Source organism: Paenibacillus sp. FSL H3-0302 (assembly GCF_037982245.1).
GTDB lineage: Bacteria > Bacillota > Bacilli > Paenibacillales > Paenibacillaceae > Paenibacillus_AQ > Paenibacillus_AQ odorifer.
The window spans coordinates 4,937,953-4,958,665 of record NZ_CP150284.1 but is presented as its reverse complement, the minus strand read 5'-3'; the positions used below and the strand labels follow the sequence as shown (position 1 = coordinate 4,958,665).

The window sequence follows — 20,713 nt, the reverse complement described above, 5'->3', positions numbered from 1 at the left end:
ATAATAATTCTCAATCTTGTTAGAATGAAAAAGAAAAAGAAGGAACCGTGGAGGGTCCCTTCAGGCATTTACTTATTTACTTTCGAAAGTTTTGCAATCTGTTTCTTCTGCGCGTTTTGGTTCTTGGGAGCTGTGGAAAGCTACGAAGATCGATTCAGCGCTGCATTTGTTCTCTTCTGCCCAGTGGGTGCAGGAGTTAACTTCACAAACTACGTCTTTTGCCATGAGGGTTCACCTCCCCTTATAGTAATTGATAGTATCATTCAATGAACGGCTCTGTTCAGCAAGGTGGAGCTTGTCTCAACAAAGCCGTGTCACGCCCTCATTCATTATGAATAGAGGGTATTTGGCTTTTTTTACTAGGTTAGACGTGGTAATTGTACCAAATAATGAGTTTGTAAGCAAATGAGTTCTTTAACTTTCGGGTCACCTTCCCACATCAAAAATATGTCCAATAAGAGCCGCAGAAATGCGGCTTTTTGTGTATTCAACAAGAAAAACCAAAAGAAATTTACCGAAATTCCATATTCCAGTGCAACCTTCCAAGTTTTGGGGCGTTATAGAAATGAGAGACGGAAGAGATCTGTACAGAACATGACATTCCGTAACGTTACAATGCTAGGGATAACCACTACACTTTTGGAGGAATGAGAATGCGCAAATGGGGTCTGCATTACTTATGTTTATTAATTCTTGCGGTGGTATTGGCAGGTTGTGGCTCGGGTGATAACAATTCGGCGGCAGACAAATTAGCTGGTGACGGCGGAAATACGAGTAATTCTGCTGCAGCAACCACTGAGCAATCTTCGAAAGCTACATTAGCGGATAAGAGCACCTCAGCAGAAGCTGAGACAGCAGCGGGAGGCAACGAAGCCCCAGTTGAAAAAGGTTTGACATCAGAGAACACGGATCAAGGGAACGCGGGATTCACGGGCAGTGATGTCGTGGAAGGATTGAACAAGAAGCTAATCTATCATGCCAATCTGACTATGGAAGTAGAAGATTACGGTAAAGCTCAGACTGAAATCCGCAACATGGTAACGATGGCTAAAGGATATATTATAGAGTTTAACGAAAACATGTCGCAATATGAGCAAGGAGGGACGTTTATCCTTAAGGTGCCTGCCTCCGGGTTCTCTCCTTTTCTGAATAATTTGGAAAAAGTAAAACACGAATCGCTACAGCGCAGTATTCAAGGTCAGGATGTCTCGGAGGAGTATGTTGATCTGGAGTCGCGTCTAAAGGCAAAGCAGTTAATGGAAGCTCAATACACAGAGTTTATGAAAAAAGCAACGAAATCAAGTGATCTGGTCGCCTTTGCAAACGAGCTTGGTTCGATTCAAGAAACGATTGAGCAGATCAAAGGCAGAATGCGATATATAGATCAGAACGTATCTTTTTCAACGGTAGAGCTTAGAGTGTACCAGACGGATGAGAGCTTAGCCGTGAAGGAAAAGGCAGAGCAAGGTCCATTGCTAGAACGGGCATCGGATGCTTTAAAAGGAAGCCTGAACGCACTATCTGTTATGTTTCAGTGGATTTTTGTAATTCTTGCAGGCGCATTGCCGATTCTAATCGGTGCGGGCATTATTTTAGCCATCGTTTGGTTTGCCCGCAAAAATATCCGTGCACGACGGGAGCAGCAGACCCAGCGGATACGGCAGGAAAATCGGGAACTGAACAAGGAGGTACTCCCTGGACCAGCAGAGCCAAAGGTGACAACCTCAATAAAGGATAAGAAAGCTAACGAGGACGAGAATAAAGAATAAGCTTCTATGAATTAAAAAGCCTCCAATTCATGGTATACCGTGAATTGGAGGCTTTTCTTTTCTGTAAGACAGTACAGTATTTCGCTTTTATCGAAGATTAGGCAGGCTGGAAGAGTACACGATACTCGCCATAGCCCTCTTTCTCCAGATCCTCTTTTGGTATAAAGCGCAGTGCCGCTGAATTAATGCAGTAGCGCAGGCCGTTTTCCCCTGGACCATCGTCGAAGACATGACCTAGATGGGAATCTGCTACTTTGCTGCGCACTTCTGTGCGAACCATCAAATGGCTGAGGTCCGTCTTTTCCTTCACGGCGTAATCGCGAATCGGACGTGTAAAGCTGGGCCAGCCACAACCGGAATCGTATTTATCCTGCGAACTGAATAATGCTTCACCAGATACGATATCTACATAAATGCCTTCTCCGTGGTGATCCCAAAAATCATTTCGGAAAGGTGACTCTGTAGCGCTATTCTGAGTGACTTCATATTGAAGTGGCGTCAGACGTTCTTTCAAGCTTAGTTTGTCTTCTTTATGTGTCCAGTGGGTTTCGATAAAATCCTCTCGTCCGGAACCCTTACGGTAACGTTTGTAGTGGCCCGGGTTCTTACGATGGTAGCCCTGATGATATTCTTCGGCAGGATAGAAGGTTGCTGCCGGGAGGATCGGGGTAACAATCGGGCTAGCGAATCGGCCGCTTTCTTGCAAAGCTGCCTTGGAAGCCTCTGCTTGTTGCTTCTGCTCTTCAGAATGGGTGAAGATAGCCGTTCCGTAAGAGGTGCCGCGATCATGGAATTGTCCACCCGCGTCGGTTGGGTCAATTTGCTGCCAGAATAACTCAAGCAGCTTGCTATAAGGGAAAATTTCTGGATTGAACGTAATTTGTACGGCTTCAACATGTCCTGTAGTTTCGGAGCATACCTCTTCATAGGTAGGATTCACTGTATGCCCGCCAGTATAGCCGGAGACGACACTAATAATGCCTGGCAATTCCTCGAACGGCGAGACCATGCACCAGAAGCATCCACCTGCAAAGGTTGCTTTTTCCGCCTTGGAATTTATATGGTTAGTCTGATGTTCACTCATTAATATCCCTCCATTCATGTAATGCAATTAAATAGATCACAATCTAATTATAAAGCAAATAACCACAGCCTGCCAGCTTCCGCCAAATAAGCTCTCTGTTACCTAGTGTTTTTTACTTCCTGTGAACTGTAACGAAAGCTTAGTCCGGCTATAATAAGCACAATGGCATAAACAATAATGGCTATAATCGCATTACCTGGGTTCTGGAACAGTTGATCCCCAAGGAAGGCATACAAGGCGATGCCTGGGATTTTTCCAATAGCTGAGGCAGCAAGATAACCCCAGAAGGGCAGTCCGGCTGCTCCGGCATAGATGTTAACTGCTGTCTGCGGGATAATCGGCAAGAGACGTGCTAAGACAATAGAAGCAAAGGGCCGCCGTTCTATGCCTTTTGTGAATTTTTCGAGTAGGGGAATAGAAGTCAGATAAGCTCTCGCTTGATCTTGAAATAAGAATTTCACTACGCCAAAAAGGAATGCGGCAGCAAGGGTTGTAGCTACCCAGCAAATTAAAGCACCTGCCAAACTTCCGTATGCATAACCAAAAAATCCGATGACCGCTTTGTACGGTACAACTGGAAAGAGAGCCAGTAAAGTTGCGATCCCTATAGAGCTGAAAAGATTATGATCCTCTTTCATCCAGCTAAGGATGTCATATCTGTAGATAAACGCAAGGATTGTGCCCGAAACATAAAGAATAATCGAGAACCATTTTCTCATAGCTAATATACCCTTTCTTCCACTCATTCATCTCATCATACGGGATAAAAAGTAAATATTGAAGTGAAGATCATTGTCGGCGAACGCCAAGCAGGTATAATAGCATTTATAGAGAACAAAGAGAGAGATAAATTCTTGAATTATAAAGAGGGGAGTTAAATCATTGATCGTTTCTGCACGCAAAAGAGTCGCCATCATCGGGATTGGAAATATCGCCCGCAAAGTATATTTGCCACTGCTCTCTCAGCATGGACAAGTTGAGGTGGTGGGGGTTCTCAGTCACTCATCCACAACAGTAGAGCAAGCTGTTAAAGCCTACCGTTTTCCTAAAGGTACGACAAATTTGGACGAGCTGTTGTCTTGGGATCTGGATGCAGTATTTGTGCATAGCCCAACGACGACCCATTATGATATAGTAACAAAATGTCTCGAACATGGGATTTCGGTGTATGTAGATAAGCCGCTGTCCTATGATCTGGAAGAATCCAGAAGGATGGCAGAGCTGGCAGAAAATAAAGGGCTGTTGCTAGGCGTGGGCTTTAATCGGCGTTTTGCCCCAATGTATGTCACTGCCAAGAGTTGGCTCGAGGAAGCCGGAGGCATTAGCCATTGCCACGCGATTAAACATCGCACGAAGCTGCAGTTAGGCAGCAGCCGTGAGACTGTGCATGACGACTTGATTCATATGCTTGATCTGCTGTTATGGTTATGTGGAGATCAGTATGAGCTGCTTCGCAGTAATCTTCAATCCAATGGAGAGGGACGACTTGTGCAGGCATCTGGAATGCTGGGTTGGAAGCAAGGCTCAGTGGGGATGTATAGTATGGTTCGTGAGGCGGGTGTTGATTTGGAGAAGCTGGAGCTGCACGGTAATGGACGTTCGGTGGAAGTGGCAGATCTGGACCAAGCCATCCTATATGAAAAAAATGCTTTGCCACGGACCCAGAGCTTTGGAAGCTGGGATACGGTGCTGGATAGAAGAGGTTTTGGTGGAGTGGTAGATCATTTCCTGAACAATATAAATACACCAGAGTTATGCAGTATTGCTGCTTCAGCAGTTCTGCCTAGTCATAGATTGGCAGCTCAGCTTGCTGAATGAGGTCTCTAAGAAAGGAGTAAAATATGGAAGACAACCGTAAATTAGTGGAGGAACAAATCATCGAAAGCTATAAGCGTGAGGAAGAGATGATGATCCTTGTATTCGCCCAGTGGTGCGTGAATCAAGGACTCGACCCGCACAGTTTGTATTTACAGGCGTATCCACAGCAAGAAGGGAATGAAGCCTTGCGAAAAGCGCTTGCCCTAACGGTTTCTGCGGAGGAAGCAGGGGATATTTCCGATGACACAGTTCTGGGCGTGCTCTCCTTATTCGGAAATGATGACTTGGCGCAAATCGTGACAGAAGCGATCTCTAAAAGGGAATCTAAAGCACATACAGGGGATTGACAACGAGGATATAATGATAATGTCAGATGAACTTTTTTTAGTAAACGATGTTCATCAGGGATGAAATGTGTTAATATTATATATACTAACTAATAGTAAGTTTCGCTAGTGAGAGGTGAGAACAATGGAAGAACATCAAATTTCGATGTGTCCCAGATTTGAGACAGCCTTCTCTTTCTTAGGCAAACGTTGGAATGGACTTATTATTCAGACATTGATGAGTGGACCGAAGCGGTTTAAAGATATTTCCGGCCTCATTCCTTCAATGAGCGATAAGATGCTGTCCGAGCGGATGAAGGATTTGGAAGGTGAGGGTATTCTGGTTAGACATGTATACCCGGAAACACCTGTGCGTATTGAATATGAACTAACAGACAAAGGCCGTGCGCTGGAGCCTGTTATGCAGCAGATTCAGTCTTGGGCTGAGAGCTGGGTAGAGTAGAAATCAAAGTCGTGTTGTGGCCCTTTTTCCTGAAGAACGGAGGAGGGCTTTTCAATTTTTAAATAAAAACCTTGCACAGATCGAAAAAATCTGTAATATAATAGAAAAAACGTTGTATGTTCCTTGCGTGGAAACGCTTGCAATATTGGTTTTTGCTCAAATCTACTCAGCTGGAGTACAGGCATAGCAAAACTATTAGGAGGCGAGGGAGATGAAGACCACCCTGTTTTCCCGGGAAATAACGTATGGAAAAAAGGATGTTGCTGAGCTGGAGAACGCTTCGATCAAAGTACAGCTCATCTATGACAAGACGTTGTTCATGCTGCATAGCCATCTTCCAGATTCCTTATGGGATGCGTGGATTGGCGTGCCTTACAGCATTATCTCTTCACTCTACAAAGGCAACAATGATAGCGGGACTATTTTTCAAAAATGGATTCAAAGTCCTTCTGGCTGGAAATGTATCGGCTGTGAACGGCATTGCCTGGAGTCGACGGAACCTCTTCAAGAAGTGAATGTGGCGAGTAATCAACGACAATATAAGTTCCATAATGGCATTCGCCAAAGCATGGTGCTACAAGCCCTAATTTGGTCCATGTACGAGAATACCGTATTATTCAAACCCTTTTTAGGGGATGAGCCCTTTTTTGATGAAGATGATTTGCATACGATATCCTCTTATTTCGTGCCAACTTACCTTAATGATCTACGTCTTCTGGAGCAGTCTAAGCCTTGTAAAGAGTACAAAGATCAGAATATACAGATTTATCAGGAATGGATATCCGCCCCTGACCTTGTCCTCAAATGGAACGGAGGCCTAACAGAAGGCAGATGGATGACTGGTGTTTATATGGATCACTCCCGCTTTGCTGGCTTAGGACCTTATTTGAAGGACGCAAAGGGGAAGCGAACGTATATGCAGGCTTATGTTCAATAGAAGATACAGATTTGGTGTGATCAAATAGATGCGCCTCTTCAGAAAATGTCTTAGGTATTTCGTACTAGGATATTATTATGAAGAAGCGTATTTTTGCTATATATTAGTAAATTTGGTTGTTGATAGGGGGTCTATAACAAAGAATTAGATGAAAAACGACAAAGTTCACAGTAATGACTATATCCAGTGATTCAGTTATAGGGTATTATTACCAAGCGGAGAATGCATTGTAAGTGGAGTAATGAATCTGTTTTCGATTTCCTTTAATAACCATTTGAATTAGAAAAGGCAAACCTGCACGAAAGTCAGGGACGCAAAGCCACGGGCCTTATTCGAGCATCTAAGGATGCTAAAGAATGGTAGCCGGGCCGCTTCTTCTAGTGGTTTTTTTGTGTGTTTTTTTATGGATACCATTTGAACTTATTCTTAAATCGGAGGACATTATGACAAAAAGAAAGAGATTAATAAGTAAATTATTATGCTTATTGTTGTTAATTCAGCTGTTTGCTCCTTTCCTTGGTGGGAGTTCCATGAAAGTCCTTGCACAAGGAGAGACAATTAAAATTCAATTTCAACCTATGCAATCGCATACTCCAGAGGGTTTTCTCGCTGATTACGGAGAAGTATTCTGAGTGAAAAACAACTATGCCTACGGTTGGACTACAGATCATACAAATTCCACTGTTACAAGAGCTACTTATGATGACTTGCAAAACAAGTTTAATATGAGTCAGAGCTCGTACGGAAATCCTACTCTCGATACATTGACATTAATGCATCCTGACGGGATGTGGGAGATCCAATTAGACAATGGTATCTATGAAGTAGCTGTAACTGTGGGTGATTCAGTATATGGAAGTAGGAATGCGCTGGATGTGGAAGGCACTATATTCTGGGATGGTCTATCGTTAGACCCTAGAGAGCATTCTACATTGAAGAAAAGTGTTACTGTAAGGGATGGAAAGCTAAGATTGAGTCAGATTAATAGTCCTAATGTAGAAACGGCATTAAATAATATCGAAATTTCTATGGTTAACATGTTCACTCCCACTCTTGCACAACCCCGTATCGCTTTGCCAGCAGAAGAAAATAAGATAGCCGGGAACAAGGTATTGATGTCAGGGACGATGGTCAATGTACATAATATAGCTATTGGGGTGAGGATAACAACCCATTAAGCCTGAATCTATATACGTATGCAAATAATGATCCGATACAATTTTTAGATCCGACAGGACATTGGGCCAAAGGCGATGAGGGCCTAAATATACAAGCGCAAGCGCAAATTATTGCTCTGACAAATGCGTATTATAAAGCTTCTACAGCAGTAGAACGTGAGGCTATAGCTGCCCAGGCTAACATAGTTAGAAAGGCACCAGCCCCACCAGCTACTCCTTTGCAGTTCCAAAGCAAAGAAATAACTAAAATCGTAGTTCAAGGAGTCTCCACTAGAGGTTTTGCGTCAGAGAAAGAGTGGAACCAAGCTCTTAAAAAAGTAGGAATCCTAACCTATACATCTAATTCACATACTGATACACTTCAGTCAGGCAAAAGTATAGAAACCGATTATAATCAGGTTAAAACAGTTATCGGCCGTACTAATATAGCTGTAACAACAAATTATTCATTAACGATCAACACAAAAAGGCACGGAAACGGCCAAAGCATCGCTGCAGATGAATTATAATGTGACAGCTGATGAGTATAGGTTTCTTACAAGCGTAGGTATACCTAGTTTGGAGCAGGCATTATATGTTTTGGACGCTGTGAAGGAGAACAAAGGAAAAGTAACAGCAGGTATATTGAAAGATGCTGGTCTCAAAGTGCATAAAGGTTTCTTGTGGACTAAAATAGGTGGCTCCGTGGATGGGGTCGCAATGGTCTATGATTTAAGTACTAAAGGCCTGTCCCTTGCCGAAGCCCAAGAAATGTACAGACAAGAAGTGATAAATCCCAATATGCAACAGGCATTAGGCTTGGCTGCAATGGGGTTCACAAACGGCATGTTTAGTTTATCAAAAAAAGCTCAACACCGAGTACTGTTAGTAAGGTAAAAGAGCCAGTTAAACCGAAGCAGTCAAATACTGCTAATAGTAATAAGATAGAGGTTAAGGCGAAAGAGGGCACGGGTAATGGTGCAGATAACATTGCTCAATATGCTAAGTACAAGGAGTTATTAAAAACAGAAGAAGCCGCAAACCCAGTAGTTGATAGTTTAAGGCAAACAGGTCAATTGCCTTCTAACTATATTACAAAATCTGTAGCTGAACAGAGTGGTTATAGACAAGGGAAAGCATTAAATAACTACGTTCAGGGTGGTCAAATTGGTGGAGACGTATTTGAAAGTTAACTTCATCGGAACTTATAAGTAAAGGAGTGAAGCAAATGAGCACACACGAAGATGATTTAAGAAAAGAAAATGTGACCTTACAAGTTAGCAATATTCAGGATTCAAGGGAACTTCATTTGCTCTTGAAAAGAGAACTTGATTTTCCTGATTTTTACGGAATGAATTGGGATGCTTTTTGGGATGCGATTACAGGGCTAGTTGAATTACCAGAAACTCTGAGTTTTAATGGGTGGGACAAGCTTACAACCGTCCTTCCTGATGACTCTCAAACCCTGAGTGATTTATTACGCAAATTCAATGAAAAACATCCTTCTTGGCACTGTAAGGTAGTTTATAAATAAGCTTCACTGAGCCTTGAGTTTTTTCTCAAGGCTCTTGTTTCGGAGGGGCTACCCAGTGCCGAATGAACCCATCATTCAACCAATAACACACTTAACCCATCCAACTTCGTTCAACAAAGAGATACAATTTTCGTGAGTACAATCACAAGTCAAAACTCCTTTCAGGGTTAAGGTGAACAGGTAGAAAAGATTTTTCAGAACCTGATCACATATCCCGAGGAGGAACTATTATGGAAACTAAACTACCTAATGATAGAATTTCGGATTTACAGCATACGCAATCGGTGCAACCTGGATTTACTCCAGATGCCCTGGTAAAAGATATAGTGCTGCAATTCCCAAAAGCTGCGGATTATTTCAAGTCCAAACGGATTGATTTCTGCTGTGGAGGCGCCAAACCTCTTGCTGAAGCAGCTGTAGAGCGTGGACTAGATCAAGAGATGATCATTAGTGATCTCAACAAGCTGTTCGAGGAATATCCGGTACCTCAAGAAGAACTCACATGGAACACAGCACCTTCTGCAGAGTTAATCGAGCATATCGTGAGTAAACATCACCATTACCTGCGGGAAGAGCTGCCCCTAATTAGCCAAAATGTAACCAAGGTATACCGAGTTCATGGCGGAGATTCCCCCCATTTAGAAGAGTTATATAGTTTGTTTAATGCACTTAAGGAAGATCTGCTTCAGCATACAGCTAAAGAAGAGGAAGACGAGTTTCCAAAATTATTAGCGTATGATGCCAATCCAAGTGAAGAAGGGCTGACCATACTTCGTGAGGCATTAGTTGACCTTGAGAGTGAACATGACACAGCAGGCGAACTATTGAGACAAATACGCAAAATAACAGCTGATTTCACCCCACCGGCTCATGCTTGTACAACCTATCGTTTGACTTATGCCCGGCTAGAGGAGCTGGAGAGCATGACTTTTGAACATGTTCATCTGGAGAATAATATATTGTTCCCTAGATTCCAGTAGAAAAAATGAGTTTTCATAGAGTCCCTTAGAGGACTTTTTTTATATTTGAGAACAAAGCTTATTTACGTTATTCTTAAATAGACAGTATGCATAACTTACTACAAGCCTGAGACGCTGTGTGGTCATTAGGCGGGACAAGGCGGTGTCACTATGCCCACGAAATATATGTGGAGGTTGTTACTAGGATTAGTCATCGTATTCATAATAGGTGGGTGTTCCACTCTTGCTGACATTAATAATGAAGGGAATAATGGCTTAGCAGGATCAGACGGGCCTACGCTTTCGCTTATCGTTGCGGGAAATGACTTGCTTACCAACCCTTTGGACAAGCAGCTTAGCGAGAGCTACAGAAAAGGGATAACGATCTTTGACCTACTGAAAGGTAGTGGGAAGGCCACCTTTTCTGAGGATAACACAAGCATTCTAACGGTAAATAATATTTCACTCGGTCCAGGAATGAATTGGGAGCTGCAAATGGATGGGGAGACCATTGGACCTGAGGATTGGGGTCGAACAGTCGGGCATGAAACAAAATTAGTAATTACGGCGATGTCTAAGGAACAAGAGGAACCCCTTCAAATTGTGTTGTTGACCGTGAATGGTGGAAGTGAGCAAGTGAATTTGAATCATTCATATGTTATGGGATTTACTGAAGATTTAACAGTGAGAGGTTTGTTGAAGAACAGCAGTGTGGTGCAGTTGACCGAAGACAACAAAAAGGTGTTATCCATTGGTGATTATACTCCTCTTAGCAATGAAGTTTGGAAGATGAAGGTGAATGGGAAGCAGCTGCTTGAGAATGGAATGGACATGAAGCTTAGAGTGCAGGATGAATTGGAGATTTTATTGGCTATACGTTAAAAAAAAGTACATAAATGCCAGATCAACGGTTGCTCAGAACCCGTGATCTGGCTTTTTTTATTGGAAGTTATAACCTAATAAAGTTGCCTTACTTTTATGTGAAAACATTCACATTTAATGTGACTGTAATCACAATCTCTCTTAAATTTTGAAATGTATAATTCCATTATGTAGAAGAGAAGTTGAAGCAAAGTTCAACAAGAACGGATAAGACTGAGGAGGCACCTAACCATGGCAGCGAAGAGAGAAAAATTAGTATTAGTCGGCAACGGTATGGCAGGCATAGGTACGCTAGAGCAGATATTGAAGCTAGGTGGAGCTTATGACATTACGGTCTTTGGAAGCGAACCTCATCCCAATTATAATCGGATCATGTTGTCCTATGTTCTCGAAGGCAGCAAAACCATCAACGATATCATCCTAAACGACTGGAATTGGTATGAAGATAACAACATTACCTTGCATACAGCAACAACAGTTACACGAATTGACGAGCATTCCAAGCAAGTAATTGCGGATAACGGCATGGCTGTTTCTTACGATAAAGTGATTATTGCAACGGGTTCGAATTCATTTATTTTACCTGTACCTGGTTGTGATAAGGAAGGCGTAGTGGGTTTCCGGGATATTGCAGATTGTGATGCGATGCTGGCTGCGGCTAAACGATACAACAAAGCGGCGGTAATCGGCGGGGGTTTACTTGGTTTGGAAGCGGCAAAGGGTCTTGTGAACCTTGGCATGGACGTTACTGTAGTGCATCTGATGGAAGATCTAATGGAGCGCCAGCTGGATCGTAATGCCTCCTATATGTTGCAGGCTGAGCTAGAGCGTCAAGGCGTGAAATTTGCTATGGGCAAACAAACAGTAGAATTGACCGGGGAACAGAGAGTAAGTGGATTACAATTTAGTGATGGCACTTCACTTGCGGCTGATTTTGTAGTTATGGCTGTAGGCATCAAACCGAATATAACTGTGGCAAAAGAAAGCGGAATTGCTGTTAATCGTGGGATTGTAGTGGACGATTATCTGCAGACCTCTATGCAAAATGTATATTCCATTGGCGAATGTGCCGAACATCGCGGAGTTTGTTACGGATTAGTAGCGCCGCTCTTTGAGCAGGGGATGGTTCTAGCTAAACATCTCTGCGGAAGCGACACAAACCCATATGAAGGTTCTGTTGTCTCCACCAAATTAAAAATTTCCGGAGTGGATGTATTTTCTGCAGGTGAGTTTATGGATTCTCCTGAACATACTGTAATCTCAAGCAAAGATGAATGGAAGCGAACCTATAAGAAAATTCTGCTCAAAGACAATGTCATTGTTGGTGCAGTCCTGTTCGGGGATGTGACAGAGTCGGCTAACCTGCAAAAGTTAGTAAAACAAGGCGCTGTAATGACCGATGAAATTTATACAGAGGTTATGGGTACCGGCTGCTGCGGAAGTGGAGCCAAAAAGAGCACATCCGTAGAAGCGATGGCGGACGAAGAAATCGTTTGTGGCTGTAACGGGGTTACGAAAAAAGCGATTGTGGATGCGGTCATAGAAAATGGTTTTACTACTGTGGACGAAATAAAAGCATGTACAGGAGCGACGCGCTCTTGCGGAGGTTGTAAACCGGTTGTAGAACAAATTTTACAATTTGTCCTGGGTGATAGTTTTGAGCAGTCTGCCAAGCAAGGAATTTGTAGCTGCACAACGCTTAGCCGGGATGAGATTGTTGCTGAGATTACAGCTAAAGGTCTTAGTACTACTAAAGAGGTTATGCATGTACTGGGTTGGAAACAAGAGGAAGGCTGCTCTAAATGCCGTCCGGCGATTAACTATTATCTGGGGATGATAAATCCGGATACACATCAAGACGAGAAGGAATCACGCTTTGTTAATGAACGTATGGGAGCCAATATTCAGAAAGACGGAACCTATACCGTTATTCCACGCATGTACGGCGGGGTAACGACACCGGAGGATTTGAAGAAAATCGCCGATGTCTCCCTTAAATATGATGTAAAAGTTGTGAAGGTGACGGGTGGGCAACGCCTGGATCTAATCGGGGTGAAAAAAGAGGATCTGCCGAAAGTATGGGAAGAGCTCGATATGCCATCAGGTTATGGTTATGCCAAGTCGCTACGTACCGTTAAGACTTGTGTGGGTTCACAGTTCTGCCGTTTCGGCACACAGGATTCGCTGGGAATGGGCGCGCTCATAGAACGTAAGTATGAACGTCTTGATTTTCCTGCCAAGTTTAAAATAGCTGTCAACGGCTGCCCGCGTAACTGTGCGGAATCCTGTACGAAGGATATTGGCATCGTCGGTAATGATGGCGGTTGGGAAGTGTTTATCGGTGGTAACGGTGGGATCAAGCCACGGATCGCTGACTCCTTCTGCAAAATAAAGACCGATGAAGAGTTGATCGAAGTGTGCTCCGCTGTGATGCAATATTACCGTGAGACCGGCAATTATTTGGAGAGAACCTCCGAGTGGGTTGAGCGTATGGGACTTGAGCAGATTCAAATGGTCATTTTGAATAATGAAGATAACCGCAAAGAGCTGGCCGCACGGATTGACTTTGCTCTGACTCAGGTTACGGATCCTTGGAAAAAAATGCTCAATGACAGCAGCACTCGTACTGCGCTTTTTGAAGAAACAAGAGTCTAACGGATATAACACACACAGAAGGGGAGAGACCAATGAATAAGACCACACAAACGTATGCAATAGGATCAGTACAGGATTTCCTGCTGCAAATTGGCCGCGTAGTGATTGCTGGAAATATTGAACTGGCTGTGTTCCGTGCCTCTGACGGAGCCATCTATGCAGTAGAGAATCGCAGTCCTCATCCTAAGGGGGGACCGCTTGCTGAAGGGATCGTGTCAGGTCACTATCTGTACGATCCACTGTACGATTGGAAAATCGATCTGCGCACGGGTGAGGTGCAGGCACCAGACCAAGGTAGTGTGGTGACTTATCCAGTCACACTGGACGGAGAGAAAGTTACAGTGAGCGTGTAGACACCGAAGCTTGTAGTAATAGATTTAATAGAAAACGGTGGGGTGGAGTATTATGTTTACGCAAAGTGTGGAGAGCATCGTAGAGACGGCAGTCAGTAAGCGGGACAAAATGAATGAAAGCATACCAAGATATTTTCTAGCAGCCCTATTGGCAGGTGCTTATGTAGGTATTGGGATTATCCTTATTTTCTCCCTAGGAGCACCGCTAGCGGCTGCCAAATCTCCTTTCCAACCGCTTATTATGGGCACATCCTTCGGCATCGCCCTGACGCTTGTAGTATTTGCAGGCTCAGAGCTGTTTACCGGGAATAATATGTTTTTTACTGTAAGTACACTGGCAGGCAGAACCAGTATCTGGGATACCGTTAAGAACTGGATTCTTGTATTCATCGGGAATGTGGTAGGTGCAGTGATTTTAGCACTTTTAATTCGTGGGACTGGGTTGTTCAGTGCTGCGCCGCCGGAGCATTTGATTTTTACAGCCGCTGCTAAAAAAATGAGTCTCCCGTTCTCCGAGCTGTTTTTTCGTGGAATCCTGTGTAACTGGCTGGTCTGTTTAGCGCTATGGATGTCCTCACGCGCTAAAAGTGAATCTGCTAAGCTAATTTTAATCTGGTGGTGTCTGTTCGCCTTTATCGCAAGCGGATATGAGCATAGTGTGGCTAATATGACTCTGCTTAGTGTTGCTGTGTTGCTTCCAAATCATCCGGAAACCATTACGATAGCTGGATGGCTGCATAATATGATCCCTGTAACTTTGGGGAATATCATTGGTGGAGGCGTATTCGTCGGTATGGCCTATTGGGTGATCTCACCAGTGCGTGGTGCTCGCAACAACCGTTAAGATCCATTTTTAATTAACTATATTAGAGCTGAACCGATCTTGGGTTTAGCTCTTTTTTTGTTGAATATAAAAAAAAGACACCTGCATTAGGCGCCTTGGACCACTCTATTTTATATTATGCAGAATAATTGGGTCATGTATGTTTCATTGAGGTGAATAGAGGGTATATTATAACGGAATTAGATCCGGCAGATTTCGTTCGGACACAATTCGCAGTGGCAAATTTCTTGCAGCATGCCAAGGTCCTTGATGACAATCATACCGTTCTCATACTCAACAGCATCTTTTTTACGCAGGTCGCTCAGCATCCGGTTAACACTTTCACGAGTGGCACCGATCATGTTGGACAAATCTGTATGCGTAATTTTTTTGTTGATAAGGATATTCTCACCATCGCTGCTCTTCTCACCGTAGGTGTTGCCAAGACGAATGAGCGTGGAGCAGAGTGCACCTGGTTTGCCGTACATCATTAGATCACGGAATTTAGTTTGGGTGAGACGGTGATGAATACCCATCCATTTCATAAAGTCGATAGCAAAGTCACAATGTTGGCAGATGAGAATTTCTAGATCCTTTTGTTCGATGACGCCAACTTCACTTTCTTCAATCACTTCGGCTGTAAAGCTATGCTTAGTGCTGAAGAATGGATCTGCTTGACCTACCATATCACCAGCTTGATACATATAAAGAATGAGTTCTTTACCTTCATCAGTAGATTTAGTTAATTTCACACGTCCACGTTTGATATAAAACAATTTATCCGAGTAGTCGCCTTCCCAGAATAGATGTGAACCCTCTGGAACTATGCGCTCTTTCATTGTAACTAGAAGTCTGTTGAAATTCTGTTCGGAGAAACAGTTTGTATTTCCGTGGGCTTCGATAACATTGTAATGTTCTTTTAGCATAATCGACATCCCCTTTATTCCCTCAGTTTTTCAGTAAATTTTAAATTAATTATACCTTGAAAATCCCTCGAATTGGTTATAAAAAATCGTTTAAAAGTGTCGAATTTTCAACATTGTGATAAATTTCACTTCTAAAGTGTTCGATGTAATATTCTTTTTAACTAAAAAAGAGTAAGTGATCTCACGTTTATGATATATGAACAGCGGCTATCCATTATTCTCAAATACTGGGTTAATCGCTGTTTTTTTGCGTCCCCGTTAGATTGTAACATATAACACAGTTGAAATTCATGTTCAAGAAATTAGTTTTATCTCAACTCCGTATAAATGCACACATCTTCATTACGGTCGGACATTGGCTCTACTGCTATGCAGCGATATCCTGAAATTGGAGCAAAAATCAGGAGAAGGAGAAATCATATATGGCAAAAGTAGCAGACAAATATCTTAAGGTTGATCCGTGGGCAATTATTGAAGAGGGCTTTGATCCAGAGCGAAACCGGACTTCGGAATCTATTTTTTCATTGGGTAATGAATATATGGGTGTACGGGGATATGCAGAGGAAGGGTATTCAGGTGACACCCTGCAAGGAAGTTATTTTAATGGATTAAATGAACAATTGGATATTGGCAATCACTACAAAGGGATTATTCGCTCGCTGAGATATATGGTGAATGCGGTGGACTGGCTGTATACACGTCTATCTGTAGATGGTGAACAGCTTGATTTAGCAAAAAGTAACGTAACGGATTATGTGCGTAGGTTGGATCTTCGTAAGGGTACGTATCGGAGAGAGCTAGTCTGGCATCTAAACGATGGCAAGTCGCTAAAAGTAGTCTTTACACGTCTGGTCAGTATGACTATGTCTCATTTGGGGTTGCAGCGGGTGGAATTTGAACCCCTTAATTTCTCGGGGAGCGTGGACATTTGTGCAGGTCTTGATTTCGGCATTATTCATGAAGAACGCGGCGAATGTATGTGGAACAATCTCCGCAGCGGAGTAAGTGGAGCGTCCTCTGCTATTATGGCGAGTACCGTGAATACTGGGAACAAGCTGTTCTCAAGCTTTACCTTACAATCCTCGCAGCCGTTGCAGCTTACTGCTGTCGAGAGTGATAAGTTTGTTGGTCAAAATTTCACCCTGGACCTTACGAAAGGAGAAGTCTCCTATTTTACCAAACTGGTTATGAACTATTCGGATAGTGATTCTGCCCATACAGCTGAAGAGCTGTGGAGCAAAGGTCTGTCTCTTGCTGAAACCGCAAGCCAATTGACGGATACTCAAATAATCGCTGATCAGACAGCTTATTGGAAGGGCATCTGGGAGACAAGTGATATCCGAATTGAGGGCGATCCTGAGAATCAACAGGGTATTCGTTTCTGTATCTTCCAGCTTTATCAGACCTATCATGGCGATCATCCCGGTTTTAATATTGGTGCCAAAGGGCTGACGGGGGAAGTATATCGTGGGTTGGCTTTTTGGGATACAGAATCCTATTGCTTACCGTTCTATATGTTCAATAATCCAAAGGCTGCCCGGAGCTTATTGGAATTCAGATATAAAACATTGCCACAGGCTATGCAGCGCGCTAAAGAGGTGGATTGTGAGGGAGCTTGCTATCCTATTGCTACTATAGATGGAACAGAAAGCTGTGATCTCTGGCAGCACTCTAATCTTCAGCTTCATGTAGGGACTGCTGTTTCTTATGGCATTTGGCATTATGTCAAAAATACCGGTGATAAAAGCTTCCTGCATAGTAAAGGGGCTGAGATGCTGATTCAGATCAGCAGATTCTATGCTACACGTGGTCAATGGGGGCAACGCAGCGGGGAATATGGTTATTTTGGCGTAATGGGTCCTGATGAGTTCCAATTGATGGTCAATAACAACTGTTACATTAATCTGATGGCTCAACAATCTTTTGAATACACCCTAGAGACTCTTCGGGAGATGAAAGAACAAGCTCCTGCTGCTTTTGCAGCTGTGGTAGAGAAAACAGAACTTCATGACGAGGAACTCACCGATTGGGAAAATAAGGCGCAGCATATGCGGATTCCGGTTGACGAAGTGACAGGAGTTTATGAAGAGCATGATGGGTTCTTCGATATGCCACATATTGATATTCATTCGATTCCGGTAACAGAATTCCCATTATATTCGAACTGGTCATATGATCGTTTGTATCGCTATGACATGATTAAGCAGCCGGATGTACTTATGTTTATGTTCTTGTACAGCGGACAATTCTCTAAAGAAGCGAAGCTGGCGAACTACGAATACTACGAGCCTAGATGTATTCATGAGTCTTCGCTGTCACCTTCGATCCACTCCATTTTGGCAAGTGAAATCGGCAAACCCGAGGAAGCATATTCGTTTTTTGAATTTGCTACTCGACTGGATTTAGACAACTATAACCGCAATACCCGTGAAGGGCTGCATACTACCTCAATTGCTGCTGCTTGGATGAATATTGTTTACGGCTTTGGCGGAATGCGATCGGATGGAGCGCGTCTGTCCTTTCAGCCAACCCTGCCAGAACGCTGGGATGAATATAGCTTCCAAGTGTTGTATGAAGGAGTGCTTCTGAGAATTGTGGTCGACAAAAATTCCGTAACAATCACTGCGGTTAATGGTGGAAGTGCCGAAATTATAGTGTACGGACAGTCGATTACAGTGGATGCTTCCGGAAAGACGCTTCCACTAGGTGAAGGGATGCTGGCAGGATGAACTGGATCGTAAAGGATAGTTGTTTTGATAAACAGCTTGTGACGACGAACGGTAACAAATATATGTTAGGCAACGGCTACATGGGATATCGCGGCACACTGGAGGAATTCAGTAAAACCGAGCTAGCAGCTGTCACCCTCGCAGGTCTATATGACAGAGCAGGAGACAAATGGAGAGAACCCGTTAATGCCCCTAATGGATTGTTGACCAAAATTTTCTGTAATGATCAGCTCTTAAGTGTGCTTGACCGTGAACCGGTCGCTCATACTCAGGAGTTAAATATCCGAAATGCCATTCATCATCGGAGCACTGAATTTGCTGTATCTGACGGAGGGACGTTGACGTTTACCGCAGATCGTTTCGTAAGCCAGGATAATCTTCACTTGCTCGTTAGTAAATACTCTATTCGCAGCACACAAGACTGTCGAGTAGCCATTGAGACGGGAATTGACGTAGATGTGTGGGATATCAATGGACCTCATCTCTACGGACAAACGGTGCAATTGAAGGACGAGGTGCTGATCTCTTCATCGGTTAGCGGAGAATTGAAGATTCCGGTGGTTGTGGCGGAGAGGGCGGTATTCAGTTTTGGTGAGGAGCTACTGGAAGATGGTGCTGCTGTTCGCCGGATTTCTTTTGATGCCCGTGCGGGTGAGACGTATGAATGGTTTAAGTATGTAGCAGTCTATACTGGACTTGATGCTGATCAGCCGGAGACGGAAGCTGTTAAATCTGTCCATGCTGCTGAGGCGCTGGGTTATGAGGCGTTATTTAAGTCTCACCGTCTGATATGGGATGAGAGATGGTCACACAGTGATGTAATCATCGAAGGTGATGAAGCTGCCCAATTTGCCTTGAGATATAGTATCTATCAGCTGTTAATCATTGCGCCTACAGTTTCGGAGAAGGTGTCTATTCCAGCCCGGGGATTATCGGGTCAGGTATATAAGGGAGCTGTATTTTGGGATACGGAAATGTTTATGTTGCCGTTTTTCCTGCACAGTGATCCTAAGGTAGCGCGGAACTTGATGATGTACCGGATTCATACATTGGATGGTGCTCGCCGTAAGGCAGCGGAATATGGATTTTTGGGCGCATTTTATGCTTGGGAAAGTCAGGATACGGGAGACGATGCCTGTACTTTGTTTAATGTGAATGATGTATTTACAGGCCGGCCGATGCGCACCTATTTCCGCGATAAGCAGGTTCATATCAGTGGTGACGTTGTGCATGGGATCTGGAAATATGTTCAATTCACAGGCGATGAAAGTCTGCTTACTAGTGGAGGAGCAGAGGTCATTTGGGAATGCGCTCGCTTTTTCTACTCTTACGCTTACTATAATTCGGTTAAACAGCGGTTTGAGATTCTGGATGTTACAGGTCCGGATGAATATCATGAGCGTGTGAACAATAATGCTTTTACGAATGCACTGGTTAAAGAGACGCTTGAGATTGCCTTGCGTACGGCAGCTTTGCTGCAAGAGAAGTATCCTGAGGATTACAGTCAATTGTCCGCTCAGTTTAGCTCAGGGCCATTCCTAGAGGAGTTCAAAACGATGCTGGATAGCTTTTATGTTCCACAGCCTGATCCTGCAAGTCTTGTTATTGAACAATTCGACCGGTACCTCACCTTGGAGGATGTAGAACTAACAGAACTGAAATCACGTGTGCTTAATAAAAATGAGTATTTTGGCGGCGGCAATGGCTTAGCTACCACCACAACCATACTTAAACAAGCAGATGTTGTGTTGATGCTGAATTTGTTCAAGCACTCCTTTAGCAAGGAAGTGAAACAAGCGAACTGGGAATTTTACGAACCGCGTACGGAACACGGATCAAGCTTAAGCCCTTGTATCTACGCTTTGGTAGCTGCTGATATTGGTTCACCGGATTGGGGCTATCCGTATTTTATGCGTACGGCTACCGTCGATCTCACCGGCGAATCTAAGCAATATGTAGGGGATCTCTACATCGGAGGGACTCATCCGGCTGCGAATGGTGGTGCTTGGATGGCTGCGGTTCTTGGCTTCGCTGGGTTGGACTACGATGGAGGGGTTGTGCACATCAATCCATCTCTGCCGCAACATTGGCAGTCCGTTCAGCTTCCGGTTACCCTGCGCGGCGACACCATCCAACTGCGGATCAGTAAGGATGAAGTCACTGTGATCACAGCTGCTGATTACAGTGGAGACTTGGTATTCTCGGTGCAAGGCGGAGAAGGCAAGTCCTGCTCTGCAGGTGAGATCCTTCGATTGGCCTTTGACGAAACGGGATTATAAATATTAATACACAACGGAG

The 20,713-nt window shown here is 43.6% G+C and carries 20 protein-coding genes and 1 riboswitch; of the genes, 16 read left to right on the top strand and 4 right to left on the bottom strand.

All coding sequences use genetic code 11. The annotated features are described in order from the left end of the window. Positions 1-72 precede the first annotated feature (72 nt). Positions 73-225 carry a DUF1540 domain-containing protein gene (locus tag MHH50_RS22080; protein ID WP_076098619.1) on the bottom strand — a complete coding sequence of 51 codons (153 nt, stop codon included), beginning with the start codon at positions 223-225 and terminating at the stop codon, positions 73-75. A 428-nt stretch (positions 226-653) separates the two neighbouring features. Between MHH50_RS22080 and MHH50_RS22075 the strand changes: the two genes are divergently transcribed. Further along, positions 654-1,769 carry a DUF4349 domain-containing protein gene (locus tag MHH50_RS22075; protein WP_175619032.1) on the top strand — a complete coding sequence of 372 codons (1,116 nt, stop codon included), beginning with the start codon at positions 654-656 and terminating at the stop codon, positions 1,767-1,769. 97 nt (positions 1,770-1,866) lie between these two features. Here the strand turns inward: MHH50_RS22075 and msrA are convergent, their stop codons facing one another. Both msrA and MHH50_RS22065 read right to left on the bottom strand, forming a co-directional pair. Then, positions 1,867-2,853 carry a peptide-methionine (S)-S-oxide reductase MsrA gene (gene msrA / locus MHH50_RS22070; protein ID WP_038572566.1) on the bottom strand — a complete coding sequence of 329 codons (987 nt, stop codon included), beginning with the start codon at positions 2,851-2,853 and terminating at the stop codon, positions 1,867-1,869. A gap of 98 nt (positions 2,854-2,951) precedes the next feature. Next, positions 2,952-3,572 (bottom strand): VTT domain-containing protein, encoded by a 621-nt coding sequence (locus MHH50_RS22065; protein WP_076193058.1) that lies wholly within the window; start codon positions 3,570-3,572, stop codon positions 2,952-2,954. Between the two features lie 163 nt (positions 3,573-3,735). Here MHH50_RS22065 and MHH50_RS22060 point away from each other — a divergent pair, with 163 nt between their 5' ends. From MHH50_RS22060 to MHH50_RS22000, 13 genes are all read left to right on the top strand, one after another. Continuing rightward, complete coding sequence (locus MHH50_RS22060; protein WP_076218896.1) at positions 3,736-4,671, top strand: Gfo/Idh/MocA family oxidoreductase; 936 nt, start codon at positions 3,736-3,738, stop codon at positions 4,669-4,671. 23 nt (positions 4,672-4,694) lie between these two features. Then, positions 4,695-5,018, top strand: coding sequence for a hypothetical protein (locus MHH50_RS22055; RefSeq protein WP_076184188.1), 324 nt, complete (start codon positions 4,695-4,697; stop codon positions 5,016-5,018). Positions 5,019-5,142: 124 nt separating this feature from the next. Next, the gene (locus MHH50_RS22050) at positions 5,143-5,460 is read left to right on the top strand and encodes a helix-turn-helix domain-containing protein (RefSeq protein ID WP_036682958.1); all 318 of its coding nucleotides are present in this window, start codon (positions 5,143-5,145) and stop codon (positions 5,458-5,460) included. Between the two features lie 211 nt (positions 5,461-5,671). Beyond that, positions 5,672-6,397, top strand: coding sequence for a hypothetical protein (locus MHH50_RS22045; RefSeq protein WP_076130692.1), 726 nt, complete (start codon positions 5,672-5,674; stop codon positions 6,395-6,397). 277 nt (positions 6,398-6,674) lie between these two features. Beyond that, positions 6,675-6,773: riboswitch (cyclic di-GMP riboswitch) on the top strand. Between the two features lie 67 nt (positions 6,774-6,840). Continuing rightward, positions 6,841-7,029, top strand: a complete 189-nt coding sequence (locus tag MHH50_RS22040; protein ID WP_076130691.1) for a hypothetical protein — start codon at positions 6,841-6,843, stop codon at positions 7,027-7,029. Further along, a complete protein-coding gene (locus MHH50_RS22035; protein WP_076307447.1) occupies positions 7,030-7,575 on the top strand; it encodes a hypothetical protein in 546 nt (181 codons plus the stop codon). A 498-nt stretch (positions 7,576-8,073) separates the two neighbouring features. Then, positions 8,074-8,451 carry a hypothetical protein gene (locus MHH50_RS22030; RefSeq protein WP_076130688.1) on the top strand — a complete coding sequence of 126 codons (378 nt, stop codon included), beginning with the start codon at positions 8,074-8,076 and terminating at the stop codon, positions 8,449-8,451. Between the two features lie 331 nt (positions 8,452-8,782). Further along, positions 8,783-9,088 carry a barstar family protein gene (locus MHH50_RS22025; RefSeq protein ID WP_076130687.1) on the top strand — a complete coding sequence of 102 codons (306 nt, stop codon included), beginning with the start codon at positions 8,783-8,785 and terminating at the stop codon, positions 9,086-9,088. 230 nt (positions 9,089-9,318) lie between these two features. Further along, a complete protein-coding gene (ric, locus tag MHH50_RS22020; protein ID WP_340033384.1) occupies positions 9,319-10,068 on the top strand; it encodes an iron-sulfur cluster repair di-iron protein in 750 nt (249 codons plus the stop codon). Positions 10,069-10,218: 150 nt separating this feature from the next. Beyond that, a complete protein-coding gene (locus MHH50_RS22015; RefSeq protein ID WP_340033383.1) occupies positions 10,219-10,929 on the top strand; it encodes a hypothetical protein in 711 nt (236 codons plus the stop codon). Between the two features lie 231 nt (positions 10,930-11,160). Then, positions 11,161-13,584, top strand: a complete 2,424-nt coding sequence (gene nirB / locus MHH50_RS22010) for a nitrite reductase large subunit NirB (RefSeq protein ID WP_340033382.1) — start codon at positions 11,161-11,163, stop codon at positions 13,582-13,584. A 32-nt stretch (positions 13,585-13,616) separates the two neighbouring features. Next, complete coding sequence (gene nirD, locus MHH50_RS22005; RefSeq protein ID WP_076193069.1) at positions 13,617-13,937, top strand: nitrite reductase small subunit NirD; 321 nt, start codon at positions 13,617-13,619, stop codon at positions 13,935-13,937. A 52-nt stretch (positions 13,938-13,989) separates the two neighbouring features. Beyond that, positions 13,990-14,781 carry a formate/nitrite transporter family protein gene (locus MHH50_RS22000; protein WP_076280502.1) on the top strand — a complete coding sequence of 264 codons (792 nt, stop codon included), beginning with the start codon at positions 13,990-13,992 and terminating at the stop codon, positions 14,779-14,781. Positions 14,782-14,960: 179 nt separating this feature from the next. On the opposite strand, the gene MHH50_RS21995 is transcribed toward MHH50_RS22000, so the two are convergent. Beyond that, complete coding sequence (locus tag MHH50_RS21995) at positions 14,961-15,686, bottom strand: Crp/Fnr family transcriptional regulator (protein WP_036682945.1); 726 nt, start codon at positions 15,684-15,686, stop codon at positions 14,961-14,963. A 422-nt stretch (positions 15,687-16,108) separates the two neighbouring features. Here MHH50_RS21995 and MHH50_RS21990 point away from each other — a divergent pair, with 422 nt between their 5' ends. Together MHH50_RS21990 and MHH50_RS21985 are read left to right on the top strand one after the other, a co-directional pair. Further along, positions 16,109-18,415, top strand: coding sequence for a glycosyl hydrolase family 65 protein (locus MHH50_RS21990; protein WP_340033381.1), 2,307 nt, complete (start codon positions 16,109-16,111; stop codon positions 18,413-18,415). Then, positions 18,412-20,694: a glycosyl hydrolase family 65 protein gene (locus MHH50_RS21985; RefSeq protein ID WP_076280500.1), complete on the top strand. Its 2,283-nt coding sequence runs from the start codon at positions 18,412-18,414 to the stop codon at positions 20,692-20,694. Before MHH50_RS21990 ends, MHH50_RS21985 begins: the two co-directional genes overlap by 4 nt. Positions 20,695-20,713: the final 19 nt, after the last annotated feature.